Origin of the sequence: Luteipulveratus halotolerans, from assembly GCF_001247745.1 — a bacterium.
Classification (GTDB): domain Bacteria; phylum Actinomycetota; class Actinomycetes; order Actinomycetales; family Dermatophilaceae; genus Luteipulveratus; species Luteipulveratus halotolerans.
Map to the genome: position 1 here is coordinate 510780 of NZ_LAIR01000002.1, position 14181 is coordinate 524960.

Annotated in this window: 15 protein-coding genes and 3 tRNA genes; 11 read left to right on the plus strand and 7 right to left on the minus strand. The window is 70.6% G+C overall.

Translation table 11 applies throughout. The features are described 5' to 3' along the window. Positions 1 to 10: 10 nt before the first annotated feature. Positions 11 to 95 (plus strand) — tRNA-Tyr (locus tag VV01_RS02940). 132 nt (positions 96 to 227) lie between these two features. Here VV01_RS02940 and VV01_RS02945 read toward each other — a convergent pair. From VV01_RS02945 to VV01_RS02960, 4 genes are read right to left on the minus strand one after another with little or no spacing between them, the layout of a single operon-like run. Further along, positions 228 to 1046 (minus strand): MerR family transcriptional regulator, encoded by an 819-nt coding sequence (locus VV01_RS02945; RefSeq protein WP_050668580.1) that lies wholly within the window; start codon positions 1044 to 1046, stop codon positions 228 to 230. A 17-nt stretch (positions 1047 to 1063) separates the two neighbouring features. Beyond that, positions 1064 to 1687 carry a GyrI-like domain-containing protein gene (locus VV01_RS02950; RefSeq protein ID WP_050668581.1) on the minus strand — a complete coding sequence of 208 codons (624 nt, stop codon included), beginning with the start codon at positions 1685 to 1687 and terminating at the stop codon, positions 1064 to 1066. Between the two features lie 3 nt (positions 1688 to 1690). Continuing rightward, positions 1691 to 2125 carry a cytidine deaminase gene (locus VV01_RS02955; protein ID WP_071606496.1) on the minus strand — a complete coding sequence of 145 codons (435 nt, stop codon included), beginning with the start codon at positions 2123 to 2125 and terminating at the stop codon, positions 1691 to 1693. A 27-nt stretch (positions 2126 to 2152) separates the two neighbouring features. After that, a complete protein-coding gene (locus tag VV01_RS02960) occupies positions 2153 to 3016 on the minus strand; it encodes a DMT family transporter (protein ID WP_050668582.1) in 864 nt (287 codons plus the stop codon). Positions 3017 to 3080: 64 nt separating this feature from the next. Here VV01_RS02960 and VV01_RS02965 point away from each other — a divergent pair, with 64 nt between their 5' ends. Further along, complete coding sequence (locus tag VV01_RS02965; protein ID WP_050671688.1) at positions 3081 to 4517, plus strand: MFS transporter; 1437 nt, start codon at positions 3081 to 3083, stop codon at positions 4515 to 4517. A gap of 3 nt (positions 4518 to 4520) precedes the next feature. Here VV01_RS02965 and VV01_RS02970 read toward each other — a convergent pair whose 3' ends face one another. Beyond that, the gene (locus tag VV01_RS02970; RefSeq protein ID WP_050668583.1) at positions 4521 to 5309 is read right to left on the minus strand and encodes an alpha/beta fold hydrolase; all 789 of its coding nucleotides are present in this window, start codon (positions 5307 to 5309) and stop codon (positions 4521 to 4523) included. Positions 5310 to 5411: 102 nt separating this feature from the next. Between VV01_RS02970 and VV01_RS02975 the strand changes: the two genes are divergently transcribed. The 3 genes from VV01_RS02975 (at position 5412) to VV01_RS02985 (ending at position 7066) form a co-directional block, all read left to right on the plus strand. Then, on the plus strand, positions 5412 to 5924 hold the full coding sequence (locus tag VV01_RS02975) for a toxin-antitoxin system HicB family antitoxin (RefSeq protein WP_050668584.1): 513 nt from the start codon (positions 5412 to 5414) through the stop codon (positions 5922 to 5924). 82 nt (positions 5925 to 6006) lie between these two features. After that, entirely contained in the window at positions 6007 to 6828 is an 822-nt protein-coding gene (locus tag VV01_RS02980; RefSeq protein WP_050668585.1) for a DUF4097 family beta strand repeat-containing protein, read from the plus strand. 52 nt (positions 6829 to 6880) lie between these two features. After that, positions 6881 to 7066, plus strand: a complete 186-nt coding sequence (locus VV01_RS02985) for a hypothetical protein (RefSeq protein WP_050668586.1) — start codon at positions 6881 to 6883, stop codon at positions 7064 to 7066. Here VV01_RS02985 and VV01_RS02990 read toward each other — a convergent pair. Together VV01_RS02990 and VV01_RS02995 are read right to left on the minus strand one after the other, a co-directional pair. Next, positions 7035 to 9086: an acyl-CoA dehydrogenase family protein gene (locus VV01_RS02990; RefSeq protein ID WP_082220798.1), complete on the minus strand. Its 2052-nt coding sequence runs from the start codon at positions 9084 to 9086 to the stop codon at positions 7035 to 7037. The genes VV01_RS02985 and VV01_RS02990 overlap by 32 nt on opposite strands. A gap of 30 nt (positions 9087 to 9116) precedes the next feature. Further along, on the minus strand, positions 9117 to 9806 hold the full coding sequence (locus tag VV01_RS02995) for a TetR/AcrR family transcriptional regulator (RefSeq protein ID WP_050668587.1): 690 nt from the start codon (positions 9804 to 9806) through the stop codon (positions 9117 to 9119). A 108-nt stretch (positions 9807 to 9914) separates the two neighbouring features. Here VV01_RS02995 and VV01_RS03000 point away from each other — a divergent pair, with 108 nt between their 5' ends. The 6 genes from VV01_RS03000 to rpmG all read left to right on the plus strand — a co-directional run bounded on the left by VV01_RS03000 (position 9915) and on the right by rpmG (position 14120). After that, on the plus strand, positions 9915 to 11198 hold the full coding sequence (locus VV01_RS03000; RefSeq protein WP_050668588.1) for an acetyl-CoA C-acetyltransferase: 1284 nt from the start codon (positions 9915 to 9917) through the stop codon (positions 11196 to 11198). Then, entirely contained in the window at positions 11195 to 12559 is a 1365-nt protein-coding gene (locus tag VV01_RS03005) for a 3-oxoacyl-ACP reductase (RefSeq protein ID WP_050668589.1), read from the plus strand. Before VV01_RS03000 ends, VV01_RS03005 begins: the two co-directional genes overlap by 4 nt. 94 nt (positions 12560 to 12653) lie before the next feature. Beyond that, positions 12654 to 13517, plus strand: coding sequence for a MaoC family dehydratase (locus tag VV01_RS03010; protein WP_050668590.1), 864 nt, complete (start codon positions 12654 to 12656; stop codon positions 13515 to 13517). Positions 13518 to 13681: 164 nt separating this feature from the next. Continuing rightward, a tRNA-Thr gene (locus tag VV01_RS03015) sits at positions 13682 to 13754 on the plus strand. Between the two features lie 45 nt (positions 13755 to 13799). Next, a tRNA-Met gene (locus tag VV01_RS03020) sits at positions 13800 to 13876 on the plus strand. A 73-nt stretch (positions 13877 to 13949) separates the two neighbouring features. Next, positions 13950 to 14120, plus strand: a complete 171-nt coding sequence (gene rpmG, locus VV01_RS03025; protein WP_050668591.1) for a 50S ribosomal protein L33 — start codon at positions 13950 to 13952, stop codon at positions 14118 to 14120. Positions 14121 to 14181 lie beyond the last annotated feature (61 nt).

Consider the following 14181-nt stretch of genomic DNA (forward strand, 5'->3'; position numbering starts at 1 on the left):
GTGCACTCATGCCAGGTTGCCCGAGCGGCCAATGGGAGCGGACTGTAAATCCGTCGGCTTTGCCTTCCAAGGTTCGAATCCTTGACCTGGCACCACCAGTGCACGAAGGCCCCGGAACCGTCAGGTTCCGGGGCCTTCGTCGTGCTCAGGCCGGGTCGGGCGCTCGCGTGGTCATACCGTGAGCCTGGCCTCACTCCGTGACCACACGAACGTCGTGTGCCGGCCGCTCAGCCGGCGACGGGCAGGTAGATCTCCGTCACGAGCTGCTCGGGCGGGGTGGCGCGCACGTCGTTGACGTAGACGTAGCGCATCCCGGCCAGACCCTGCAGCGCCTGGTCTGAGGCCCAGCGCACCAGCTGGTCGCACGCCTCGCCGATCTGGTCGTACGGCCCGGTCAGCACCGCCCGCGCCGCCGGCAGCTCCGGCAGATCGCGTACGACGAGCGGTGAGGCGGCCGTCGTTCCCGCTGCAACCGGTGCGAAGACCTCCTTGTCGACGTCGCTCTCCTGGTACTCGTCGGCGAGGTCGATCGCGCCGCACGGGCCGGTCATCGTGATGTCCTGCCGTCCCAGCTCGGGGAGCATCTGCTCCCACAGCCGGGCCTCGTCGGCGTACGACGGGATCGTGCCGCGCAGCGCGACAACCGTGCGGGCGGCGAACGATGTGCGGTCGAGGGTGATGTCCATGGTCTGCTCCTGTCGATGCGCCTCGCGCACCTTGTCGATGAGTGTGAGGCGGTGCGTCGCCGCGCGGACGTCGTCCACGAGGGCCGCACGCTGCTGGTCCAGCGCCCGGCCGAAGGTGGAGTCGCCTCGTGTGGCCAGCAGCGCACCGATGGCGGGTACGCCGAACCCCACGTCGCGCAGCTGACGGACGAGCTGGGCGTCGGCGAGCTGCGTCGTCGCGTACCACCGATAGCCGGTGGTGTCGTCGACGTACGCCGGCCGCAGGACGTCGTGCTCGTCGTAGTGGCGCAGCATCCGCACGCTGATCCGCGTGAGTGCGGAGAAGCGGCCGATGGGCATGAGATCCGAGGTACCGGGCATGCGCTCAGCGTGGCCTCTCACATCGTGGCAGAGTCAACGACCGGTTGGCGCAGGATCGTGCGCAGCCGTTCGGGTGCGACGCGGCGCGGGTCGCTGAGGTAGATCTCGTGATGCCTGCCGTCGAGTCGCAGACCGTGAGCAGGGATGTACTCGTCGTGCATCCGCGCGAGCACACCGGCCTCGTCGTCGTACGAGCCGACGTGCAACGTCTGGACGCATCGACCCTCGAGAAGCGTTGCGAACCGGACCTTCTCGAGTGCAGGCGGGTTCTTGGCAGCTGCCCGGGCCAGGGCAGCTTCGACCGCTGAGGCGTCCAGCCACGCGGGCACCATCAGCATCATCGTCCAGTCCCACTGCGCCTTGTCGCGGCGAGTCGTGAACGCCGCCATGTCGTCGGCCCACCAGAGTCCTTCGAGCGGCGGTACGACGTAGTCGCGGCCCTGGCCCTTGCTCGCGAACTTCAGCGCGTAGGCAACGGGGTAGAGCGAGGCGAGCGCGTCGGCGTACGCCGGTGCCGTGTTGGGGTCGCCGTGCCCGTCGACCATCAGGTACGACAGCGGCGGGACGTCGATGAGGCTCAGCTCGCCGGCGGTGGCCCGGTAGGAGTCGAGGGTCTTCTTGAGGTCGATCTTGTCCGGCACGGCTCAGGCTCCCGGCGGCCAGGGCGAGCTGTCCAGGACCCGACCCCAGAACGCCGGGTGCACCTCGCGCAGCGTGCGCCACGCGATCTCGTCCGTCGCCGGGAGGGCGGCGGTGGCGACGAGCACGTCGGGGCCGTGCTGGATCAGCCGTTCCTGGCAGACGCCGCACGGGCTCAGGACCAGCATCGACCCGTCCGCGCGGTGGAAGAGGCAGACGGAGGCGACGACGGCCTGGTCGAGCTTGTACGCCTCGCAGAACGCCCCGACCTCATGGCACAGCTCGACGCTGGCGTTGAACACCTCGGGTGCCGTGCTCGTGAGGATCGTGCCGTCCTCCAGCAGCATTGCGGCGGCGCCTTCCTCGCCCTCGGGGAAGCGGGTGCGGATCAGGTCTCGGCAGGCGTCGACGGTCGCCGTCAGCTGGTCAGGAGTGGGCACGGGCACGACGCTAGTGCCGCGTGAGTCTCAGCCCCACGCAATCAGGGTGATCCCCGCGATGACGACCACGCAACCGGTGAGCCGGCGTACGGGCCCGGGCTCCTTGAACAACCACCACGCGAGCAGCGAGCCGACGATGATGCTCGACTCCCGCGCCGGAGCGACCAGGGAGACCGGCGTGGTCCGCATCGCCTCCAGCACCAGCACGTACGCCACCGGTGACAGCACCGCGGTGACGGCGGCCGGCCGCCACGACCCGCGAACCGTCGCCGCGACGCGCTGCCGCCGACGCACCACCTCAGGCGTCATCAGCACGGTCTGCCACAGCACGGTGAGCGCGAAGTACGGCAGCGGCAGCAGAGCCAGCTCGTCGACGGCGTGGCCGTCCCACAGCGTGTACGCCGCGATGGTCGCCCCCGTCGCGAGCCCGTACGTCAGCCCCGGGCGGGACAGCGTGCCGGCGCGGCCGAAGCCGCGCGTCGCGACCACGGCCACGCCGATGACGACCGCCAGGCCGCCGAGGGCCGGGTGCCAGCCGGGTCGCTCGCCGAGCAGCGCGATCGCGACGAGCATGCTCAGCAGCGGACCGGTGCCGCGCGCGACCGGGTAGACGACGCCGAGCGGCGCCCGGTCGTACCCGGTCTGCAGGAGCAGGTTGTACGCGATGTGCAGGACGGCCGACCCCACCGAGGCGATGAGCAGCGCCCACGACCACGGTCGGTCCGTACGCAGGAGCAGCACGACCCCGACCGGCAGCCACAGCACCGTCGACAGGGCCTCGTACAACCACACGAAGACGAAGCGGTCGCCGTCGACGTACTTGGCGGCGATGTTCCACAGGGCATGGCACAGGGCGGCGACCAGAACGAGGGCCAGGGCTTGATGACTCACTGCCGCCCATCCAACACCCGCGGAATGTGGCGCGGCGCCGGGCTGTTGCGCCAGTGTGGGTGAGGTGGACGACACCGCCGGGCTGCGCATCAACGAGCCGCAGGGCCGGTTGCTGCTGCTGACGACGATCCTGGGCTCGGGGATGGCCTTCCTCGACGGCACCATCGCCAACGTCGCCCTGCCCCACATCGGTGCCGAGCTGGACGCCGACCTCGCTGGTCTGCAGTGGGTCATCAACGGCTACACACTGACGCTCGCGTCGCTCATCCTCATCGGCGGATCGCTCGGCGACCGGCTGGGCCGCAAGCGCGTATACGCCTGGGGCATAGGCGGATTCGCCATCATGTCGTTGGCGTGCGCCCTCGCGCCGACCATCGAGACCCTCGTCGGAGCCCGCCTGCTGCAGGGCGTCGCTGCGGCACTGCTGACACCGGGCAGCCTCGCGATGCTGCAGGCGAGCTTTCACCCCGACGACCGGATGAAGGCGATCGGTGCGTGGACCGGGATGCTCGGCATCGCCACCGCGGGCGGCCCGGTCGTGGGCGGCTGGCTGGTCGGCATCGACTGGCGGCTGGCGTTCTGGATCAACCTGCCCCTGGCCGCGATCATCCTGGTGCTGCTGCGCTGGGCGCCCGAGTCGCGCGACGAGCACGCCTCGCACCACACCGATGTGCCCGCCGTGCTGCTCGCACCGATCGGTCTGGCCGGCATCACGTGGGCGCTCACCGCGTGGCCCGAGACCGGCGCGTCGGCGACGACCCTTGCGAGTCTGGCGGTCGGCGTACTGGCCTGTGTGGCGTTCGTCGTCGCCGAGCGCAGCGAGCGTGACCCGATGGTGCCGTTGTCGATGTTCGCCAACCGCACGTTCAGCGTCATCAACCTCGTGACGCTCCTGGTCTACGCCGCGCTCTCGGGAAGCATGTTCTTCCTCGCGGTCTACCTGCAGGTGAGCGCCGGCTGGACACCGCTCGCGGCCGGCGCCGCGACCGTCCCGATGAGCATCGTGATGCTCTTCCTCGCATCCCGGTTCGGGGGAGTGGCGACGCGGTACGGAGCCCGTACGCCGATGCTCGCGGGCTCGCTCGTCATCGTCGTGGCGTTGTCGTTGCTGGCGCTCGCACCGGACGATCCGTCGTTCGTACGCCACATCCTGCCCGGCGTCACCCTCATGGGCTTCGGGCTGTCGATGCTCGTCGCGCCGCTCACCGGCACCGTGCTCGCGGCCGCACCGCAGAGCCGGTCGGGGCTCGCCAGCGGCATCAACAACGCCGTCTCGCGCACCGCAGGTCTGCTCGCCATCGCGGTGCTGCCGCTGGTCGTCGGCCTGTCCGGTCGTGAGTACGAGCAGGGTCCGGCCGTCGCCGACGCCTACCGCGGCGCCATGTGGAGCTGCGCCGCACTGGTGCTGGCAGGCGCCGTCCTGGCCGCGCTCGGGCTGCAGCAGCGCTGCGACCAGGCCTCGGTCGTCGCGCCGGAGCGAGAGGCGACGGCGACGTCGTGACGGTCAGCCCGGGTGCGCGTGGACGAACTCGCGCACGGCGTCGTTGAGCTCGGCCGGCCGCTCGAGGTTGAGCGTGTGCCCCGCGCCGGCGAACGTCACGAGCCGCGCGCCGGGGATCGCCGCCTCCATCCGGCGGGCGACGGTCAGTGGTGACCGCGCGTCGAGCTCTCCCCACAGCAGCAGGGTGGGCACGTCGATCGAGCCGAGCATGCCGCCCAGGTCCGCCTCGGCCATAGCCGTCAGCTGGTCGGCCATCGGGCCGCGGCGTACGTCGGCCGCCAGCCGGCGTACGAGCTCGGCGAACTCCGCCGGTGGCTCACCCGCGAAAACCCCTGGCAGCTCGACGTTCTCGGCCGGCGGTGCGGCGAGCATCGCCCGCGTGCGCTCGACGCGGGCGCGCACTTCGGAGGCCGGCAGCGAGCCTTTCCAGCCGGCGTACGCGTCGACGAGGACGAGCGTGGCGACCTGCTCGGGTGCCTGACGGTAGAGCTCCAGCGCGAGGGTGCTGCCCCACGAGTGGCCGACCACGTGCGCAGGTCCGAGGGCGAGGTGGTCGACGAGGTCGGCGAGGCACGCGGCGTAGTCGCTCAGCGTGAACCCGGGCGGCGGGTCGGACGACCGACCTGCGCCGGGCTGGTCCCAGGCGACAACCGTGAGGTCGTCGGCGAGCGCGTCGAGCTGCGGTCGCCAGATCCGACTGTCGCACGCGCTCCCGTGCACGAGCAGCACCAGCGGCCCGCTGCCGACCCGTTCGTACGCGACCTCGACACCGTGCGTGCGCAGCACCTCCATGGCCTCACCGTACGCCGGTGGTGGCGCCGTGACGCCGCCACGACATCACGTGACGCCATCAATCTCTTGACGTGACGTCATGATGACGTCATAGTGGTGCGCATGGACATCACGCCGTACGTCGAGCTCCTCCGCCGAGACCTGCAGAACGCCGCAGCGGTCGGTGAGGAGAGCGGGCGCGCCGCGGCCGAGCGGCTCCTCATCGCGCTCGACCCGTCCGCCCGTCTCGCCCTGATGGAGGCCGTCACCCAGGCGGCCGCCGAGATCACCGCCGAGATGCCGTCCGGCACGGTCGACGTCCGCCTCAGCGGTCGCGAGCTCGACTTCGTCGTCGACGTCACGGCACCCGAGCCGATGGCGCCGCCGGCCCCGCCCGCACCTCCTGCGCCGCCGGAGCCCGAGGCCGACGCGAGCCTGGCCCGCGTGACGCTCCGGCTCCCCGAGAACGTCAAGAAGAAGGCCGAGGAGCGTGCCGCCGACTCCGGGCAGTCGCTCAACACCTGGCTGGTCAACGCGATCCGCCAGGCCACCCAGGACGACGCCCGCGTCCACGTGACGGCGTCGTTCGACCCGTTCGGAGGCCGCGGACCACGTCGCATGAGCGGCTGGCTCTAAGCACTCCCACCACCCACCCGACACGGGGCGTCGACCGACGTCCTGCGATCCCGCACACCCTTTTCCAGGAAGTGAGTACGCCATGCAGGAGTTCACGTTCGAGACGCCCGAGCCGGCGGAGCTGTCGGTCGAGATCGGCAGCGGCCAGGTCGACGTCACCGCCGACGAGGTCGCCACGAGTCAGGTCACGGTCGACGGCCCGGGCGCGGATGACGTCACGGTGACGCAGGAAGGACGTCGCATCGTCGTCAAGAGCCACAAGCGCTCCGGCCTGTTCAGCCGGCACGAGCGGGTCGACGTGACCGTTGTCGTCCCGACCGGCAGCGACCTCGTCGTCCGCACGGGGTCGGGCGATGTCCGCACCTCGGGCCGGTTCGGTCAGGGCGCGCTCACGACGGGCTCCGGTGACGTGGAGGCCTCCCAGTTCGCCGGCGACGTCGTGTCGACGGCCGGTTCGGGCGACATCCGGATCGCCGAGGTCGGCGGTGCGTTGCGCGGCAAGTCCGGGTCAGGCGGCGTACGCATCGGCCGGGTCGCCGGCGCGGCAGACATCTCGTCGGGGTCGGGTGACCTCGCGATCGACGGCTGCGGCACCGAGTCGTCGTTCAAGACCGGCTCCGGCAACGTCGCGATCGGCGACACCACTCAGCGAGTGACGGTCACGACCGCCTCGGGCGATGTGTCGGTGCAGGGCCTGCGCGGCGGCGCGGTGAAGATCCGCACCGCCTCCGGTGACGTCGCCATCGCCCTCGCCGAAGGCGTCCCGGTGTGGGCCGACATCAACACCGTCAGTGGCACCGTGCACCGCGACATCGCGTCGGCCGGCGAGCCGACCGAGGGTCAGGCGCACATCGAGCTGCACATCCTCACCGCCAGCGGTCGCATCGACCTGCGCCACATCTGAGCACCGCACATCGCACCCACCACCGCATCCCACCACCCGAGAGGACACGACCATGTTCGCCACGTTCTTCCGCCCCAACGAGCAGATCGCCCAGCAGATGCAGGCCGACCGCGAGCGCGCCGCGACTCGTCACACGCCGCAGGTCGAGCCGGCGGTCACCGCACCGGTGCAGCGCCGCGCCCGCCGCTGGCACCACGGGGAGGTGGTCAGCGCGCCTCGCCTGCGCGCTGTGCGATAGGTGCCGTGATCAACCCATCGGGTATGCCCAGTGCGTCGACGAGCGCCTGGGCATGCGGCCGTAGGTCACCGCACAGCTGGTTGACCTGAGCGGTCACCGCCCGCGACCGGGCCGTCGTCAGCCGACCGTGCTCGATGAACCAGGCCTTGTCCTCCTCGATCGACGCCAGCGCGTAGAGGCTGCACACGTGGTCGAGCAGATCGCGGGCCGGACCCTCGGGCATGTCGTCCACGGCCTCCGCGAAGGCCTCCATGACGATCCGGTCGATGTGCGTACGGGCCGCGAGCAGCACGTGGTCCTGAGCGGCGTTGAACAGCTGAAAAGCGTTGTCCTTGGTGGCTTTTCGCAGTCTCTTGCCGACCGTCTCGAGGACGTGATCGGCGCGCTGCTCGAACATCGACAGCTGCCAGCCGCGGTCGTCGAGCGCCGAGTCGTCGTCGCGGCCCTTGGCCAGGTCGAGGAGCCGCTGCAGACCCGCGCGACCCGTCGTACGCTCGACGACACCCTCGGCGACCTGCTTGCTGACCAGACCGACCATCTCGGCGGGGTCGAGGTCGCCCCACATCTCCTTGTACTCGGTCAGCAGGCCCTTGGCGACCAGCTGCAGGAGCACCGTGTTGTCGCCCTCGAAAGTCGTGAAGACGTCGACGTCGGCCCGCATCTGACCCAGCTGGTTCTCGGCCATGTAGCCGGCGCCGCCGCAGGCCTCGCGGCAGGTCTGGATGGTGTCGAGCGCGTGCCAGGTGGTGACGGCCTTGAGCCCGGCCACGCGGGTCTCGAGCTCGCGCTGCGCCTCCTGGTCCGAAGCGCTTCTCTCGCCGCCCTCCTCCTCCGGCCGGGTTCGCAGGCTCTCCCGCCCGGCATCGTCGACCGACGGCCCACTCCGTGCGGCTCCGGCGCCGTGCAGCTCCTCGAGGCGTTCGGTGACGACGTTCTGAGCGAGGCTGAGTGCGTACGACTTCGCCAGGCGGGGGAGCAGCTTGCGCTGGTGAGCGAGGTAGTCGAGCACGACGACCTCCTGCTCGGCGCCGGGCGCCTCGAACTGGCGGCGCTGGTCGCCGTAGCGGATGGCGATGGCGAGCGCCTTCTTGGCCGCCGAGCCCGAGCCGCCGCCGACGCAGACCCGGCCGCGGACGAGCGTGCCGAGCATGGTGAAGAACCGGCGGTTCTCGTTGTCGATGTCCGAGACGTAGTGGCCGTTGTCGTCGATGTCGCCGAAGGCATTGAGCAGGTTGGCCTTGGGTACGCGCACCTGGTCGAACGCGAACGTGCCGTTGTCGACGCCGGGCAGCCCGGCCTTGACGCCGTTGTCGCCGATCGTGACTCCGGGCAGCGCTGCGCCGGCCTCGTCGCGCACCGGGACAAGCACCGCGTGCACGCCGTGGCCGCCCTCGTCGGTGATCAGCTGGGCGAAGATCACGGCCATCCGGGCGTCCTGCGCGGCGTTGCCGATGTAGGTCTTGACGGCCGACTCGGTGGGCGTGTGGATGACGAGGTCACCGGTGGCGGCGTCGTACGTCGCCGTCGTCTCGAGGCGCTGCACGTTGCTGCCGTGCCCGACCTCGGTCATGCCGAACGACCCGAGCAACCTTCCGGCCATGATGTCGGCGAGGTAGGCCTGGTGGTGGCGCTCGGTGCCGAGGCGCGCGACCGCACCGCCGAACAGCCCGAACTGCACGCCGAGCTTGACCAGCAACGACAGGTCGCCGTAGGCCTGCATCTCGAACGCCACGCACGAGGCGCCGTAGTCGAGCTCACCGCCGTACGCCGCCGGGAACCCGATCCGGCCGTAGCCGGCCTCGGCGAGGCCGAGCAGCTGGTCGCGGACGCGGGCGCGCTGCTCGGTGATGCTCTGGCCGGGCTCCCCGAGGATCTGCTCGGGCCGCAGCTCGGTGCGGATGCGCTGCCGCAGATCGCCCCAGGCGCCGTCGAGGACCGTGCGGATCGACTCGACCACCTCCGGGCCGGAGGTCAGCTCGGGCCGTGCGGGGGCGTCGGACATCTGTGGACTGGTGACCATGTCAACTCCTGGACGACGGTGCGGTGGCGCTTACGAGGTCGTACGTGTCGTGCCCAGCACTCCGGTGAGCCCGAACGCGGCGAAGTCGGCGAGCTGGTGGACCACAGCCTCGCGGGGCAGGCGACGCGGGTCAACGAGCCAGCGGTCGGCGGACTCGCGGACGAACCCGACCAGGCCGTGGGCCCAGGTGAGCGCGGCGGTCGGGTCGCCGCCGGACTCGGCGAGAGGGCCCTCGAAGATGCCGGCGAGCGTGGTGGCGATCGCGTCGGACAGCCCGGTGACCGGGTCCTGCTCGACCGGGACGTCGACCAGCGGGCGTCGCGTCACGAACCGGTAGAGCTCGGGGTCGCGCTCGACCAGCCGCAGATAGCTGTCGATGACCGCGGCGAGCGCGGGGCGCGGGTCGGTCCGCAGCTGGTCCAGGTCGGCGGCGTCGACCGAGTGGTCCAGTGCGGTGCCGACGTCCTTGACGATGAGCGTGTCGACCGCCTCGCAGACCGCGATGTAGAGCCCGAGGCGGTCGCCGAGGTGCCGGTAGATCACGGTCTTGCTGGTGCCGGCCGAAGCGGCGATCTCGTCCATCCCGATGCTCGCGCCCTGCTCACGGATCGCCCTGATGGCGGCGTCGACCAGCTCTTGTCGACGGGTGAGCCGGTGCTGCTCCCAGCGGCTGTCGCGACCGTCCGGCCGGGCCAGCGGGTCTCGTGGGGATGCGCTCATGGAATGGACAGTACCCGCTACGCGTTGTACCTGCTACTGTCCGTACCGGTAAGTCATCAGAGGCGTCCGCCCTGGACCGGCCTCACGCATCGCAACGCAGGAGAGCGCATGAGCACTCGCGACGTCGTCATCGTCGGCGGTAACCGCATTCCCTTCGCCCGTTCGGGTGGCAAGTACCTCAAGGCCTCCAACCAGGACATGCTCACGGCTGCGATCGACGGTCTCGTCGCTCGTTTCGGCCTGCAGGGCGAGCGCCTGGGCGAGGTCGCCGCGGGTGCCGTCATCAAGCACGCCCGCGACTTCAACCTGACCCGTGAGGCCGTCCTCGGCTCGCACCTGGCCCCGACCACGCCGGCGTACGACGTGCAGCAGGCGTGCGGCACCGGCCTCGAGACGGCCATCCTGGTCGCCAACAAGATCGCCCTCGGCCAGATCGACTCCGGCATCGCCGGCGGCTCCGACACCACCAGCGACGCGCCGCTCGCCCTCAACGACGAGCTGCGCAAGACGCTGATGGAGGCCAACTACGCCAAGACGACGCAGCAGCGTCTGAAGGCGTTCGCCAAGATCCGCCCCAACCAGATCGCGCCCGAGCAGCCGCAGAACTCCGAGCCGCGTACGGGCCTGTCCATGGGCGAGCACATGGCGCAGACGGCCGCTCAGTGGGGCATCACCCGTGAGGCCCAGGACGAGCTCACGCTGCGTTCGCACCAGAACCTCGCGGCGGCGTACGACCGTGGTTTCTTCGACGACCTGGTCACCCCGTACCTCGGCCTGTCCAAGGACCAGAACCTGCGCGCCGACACCTCGCTCGAGAAGCTCGCCAAGCTCAAGCCGGTCTACGGCAAGAGCGGTGACAACCCGACGATGACCGCCGGCAACTCCACGCCGCTCACCGACGGTGCCTCGGCCGTGCTGCTCAGCAGCCGCGAGTGGGCCGCTGAGCGCAACCTGCCGGTGCTCGCCCGTTTCGTGGACGCCGAGACGGCCGCGGTCGACTACGTCAACGGTGACGAGGGCCTGCTGATGGCTCCTGCGTACGCCGTCCCGCGTCTGCTCGCCCGCAACGGCCTGTCGCTGCAGGACTTCGACTTCTACGAGATCCACGAGGCCTTCGCCTCGACGGTGCTCTCGACGCTCGCCGCGTGGGAGGACCCGGAGTTCTGCAAGAACAAGCTGGGCCTGGACGCCCCGCTGGGCTCCATCGACCGCAGCAAGCTCAACGTCAACGGCTCGTCGCTCGCGGCGGGTCACCCGTTCGCCGCCACCGGCGGCCGCATCGTCGCCTCGCTCGCCAAGCAGCTGCACGAGAAGGGCTCGGGCCGTGGCCTGATCTCCATCTGCGCCGCGGGCGGCCAGGGCGTCGTCGCGATTCTGGAGGCCACCAAGTGACTGACACGCTGACCAAGTTCGCCAACGAGGGCATCGGCAAGACGATCACGACCAAGCTCGGCCTGCCCCGTCCTGCTCTGCTCCGTCGCTACAAGGAGGGCCAGGACCTGCTCGAGGGCCCGGCCGCCGTGGGCGGCATCGGTGAGGGCACGGTCGCGTCGTCGGCCGCCGCCATCATCAAGGCCTCGGGTGCGGAGGTCGTTGCGGCCACTGCGGACTCGCAGTACGCCGACAAGCTCGCCGCGGTCGTCTTCGACGCCTCGGGCGCTCGGACGCTCGACGAGCTCGAGGGTCTGCGTACGACCCTGGGCCCGGCGGTGAAGGCGCTCGGCAAGAACGCCCGCGTCATCGTCATCGGCACCCCGCCCGACGAGCTCGCCGACCCCGAGGCCGCTGCCACGCAGCAGGCGCTCGAGGGCATCACGCGCTCGCTCGGCAAGGAGCTGCGCGCCGGTGGCACCGCCAACCTGTTCTGGCTCAGCCTCGAGGCCCAGGGCGACTCGGCCGTGCTGGCCGCGCCGCTGCGCTTCTTCCTGTCCAGCCGGTCGGCGTACGTCTCCGGCCAGCCGATCCGCATCGGTGAGGGCGAGGTCCCCGACGTCGACGACTGGCACAAGCCGTTCCTCGGCGAGACCGCCGTCGTCACCGGTGCCGCCCGCGGTATCGGCGCCGAGATCGCCAAGGTGTTCGCTCGCGCGGGCGCCAAGGTCATCGTCGTCGACATCCCGGCCGCCGGTGAGGCCCTGTCCAAGGTCGCCAACCAGCTCGGCGCCACCGCGCTGCAGCTCGACGTGACGGCGCCCGACGCCGGCGAGAAGATCGCGGCTGCCGTCGCCAAGACCGGTGGCGGGCTCGACGTGATCGTCCACAACGCCGGCATCACCCGCGACAAGCTCTTCGTCAACACCGACGAGGCGCGCTGGGGCAGCGTCATCAACGTCAACCTGCAGTCGCAGTTCCGCATCAACAAGGTGCTGCTCGACCCGAGTGTCGAGGGTGGCCTCAAGGACGGCGGTCGCATCATCGGTGTCGCGTCGATCGCCGGCATCGGCGGCAACCGCGGCCAGGTCAACTACGGCGCGTCCAAGGCCGGTGTCATCGGCATGGTCCGCTCGCTGTCCAAGGAGCTCGCGGCCCGTCGCATCACCGTCAACGCCGTGGCGCCCGGCTTCATCGAGACCGAGATGACCGCCAAGATCCCGGTCGCCACCCGTGAGGTGGGCCGTCGCCTGAACTCCCTGCTGCAGGGTGGCGAGCCGGTCGACGTGGGCGAGGCCATCGCGTTCTTCGCCGAGCCCGGCAGCGCCGGCGTCACCGGTCAGGTGCTGCGGGTGTGCGGGCAGAGCCAGCTGGGGGCCTGATGAGCGGCGAGAAGAGTGCAGCGAAGGTTGGGGGCGAGGCGCTAGCCGAGCGCCCGGCCGCAGCGGAGCTCGACCGAGCGCGACGGAGGGCACGATGACGCGCACCATCGAGCTGACCTCCAGCCCGTCGCTCGCGCCCGTCATGGCCAAGGCCGTGGCGACCGCCCAGCTGCGCTCGGGCAAGGCCCTGCCGCAGCTGGACGTCGTCCGGCGTGACATCCGGGTCGACGCGGGGCACCTGGCGGCGTACGACCAGCTGACCGGGTTCCCGCTGCGCAACGAGCTGCCGGCGACCTACCTGCACAACCTGTCGTTCCCGCTGCAGGTGACGTTGTTCGCCGACCGCTCCTACCCGTACCCGCTGATGGGCAGCGTGCACCTGTCCAACCGGATCACGCAGCACCGTCCGGTGAGCCTCGACGAGGCCGTCACGCTCACCGTGCGCACCGCCAACGCCCGCCCGCACCGCCGTGGTGCGCTCGCGGACGTGCTGAGCGAGGCGCGCGTCGGTGACGAGCTGGTCTGGGAGGGTGTCAGCACCTACCTGTACCGCGGTCAGAAGGCCGAGGGCACAGCGCAGGAGCAGGCCGACTCCGGCGACGCGGTCGACGGTCCGGGCGCCCTGTGGCGTCTGCCCGGCGACCTCGGCCGACGCTTCGCGGCGGTCAGCGGCGACGTCAACCCGATCCACATGAACCCGTTCGCGGCCAAGGCGCTGGGCTTCCCCCAGACCATCGCGCACGGTGCCTGGAGCATGGCCCGCATGCTCGGGGCGCTGGAGAACCGGCTGCCGGAGGCGTTCACGTACGACGTGTCGTTCCGCAAGCCGGTGCTCATCCCGTCGACCGTCCGGTTCGTCGCGCGTCAGGACCCCACCACCGGTGGGTTCGACATCGCGCTGCGCAACCACAAGAAGGGCACGGAGCACGCCCGCGGCAGCATCACACCGCTGGCCTGAGCCACGCTCGTACGACGCCCCGAAACCCGCTCCGGGCCAGGCCTGGAGCGGGTTTCGGCGTCTGCGGAGGGCTCGATTTCGCGTTGGCCGGGGTGGACGTGTAACCTCGTCCTGCGCTGCTGTGAGGCGCGGCCGATCGGTCGCGTGCCTCGGGCGAAGCGCAGGCCCCTATAGCTCAGTCGGCAGAGCGTCTCCATGGTAAGGAGAAGGTCAACGGTTCGATTCCGTTTGGGGGCTCTGGTTGAGAGCCGGCCCGTCACACGGGCGGCCCATCAGCCCCACGGCGGGGTAGCTCAGCTGGTTAGAGCGCACGACTCATAATCGTGAGGTCGCGGGATCGAGCCCCGCTCCCGCTACCAAGTCAGACACGCAGGACCCGGTCCGGGTAGCCGAGCTGGACCGAGACGAACTTCCCGAGAGCAGGTTGCCCCGATGGCTAGCAAGAGCGCAGACGTCCGCCCCAAGATCACCATGGCGTGCACGGAGTGCAAGGAGCGCAACTACATCACCAAGAAGAACCGCCGCAACGACCCCGACCGGCTCGAGCTGGCGAAGTTCTGCCCGCGCTGCGGCAAGCACACCGAGCACCGCGAGACTCGCTGAGTCCGCTCACAGCGTTCCCGACGCCGCCTGGTCCACCCGGACCGGGCGGCGTTTCGCATGT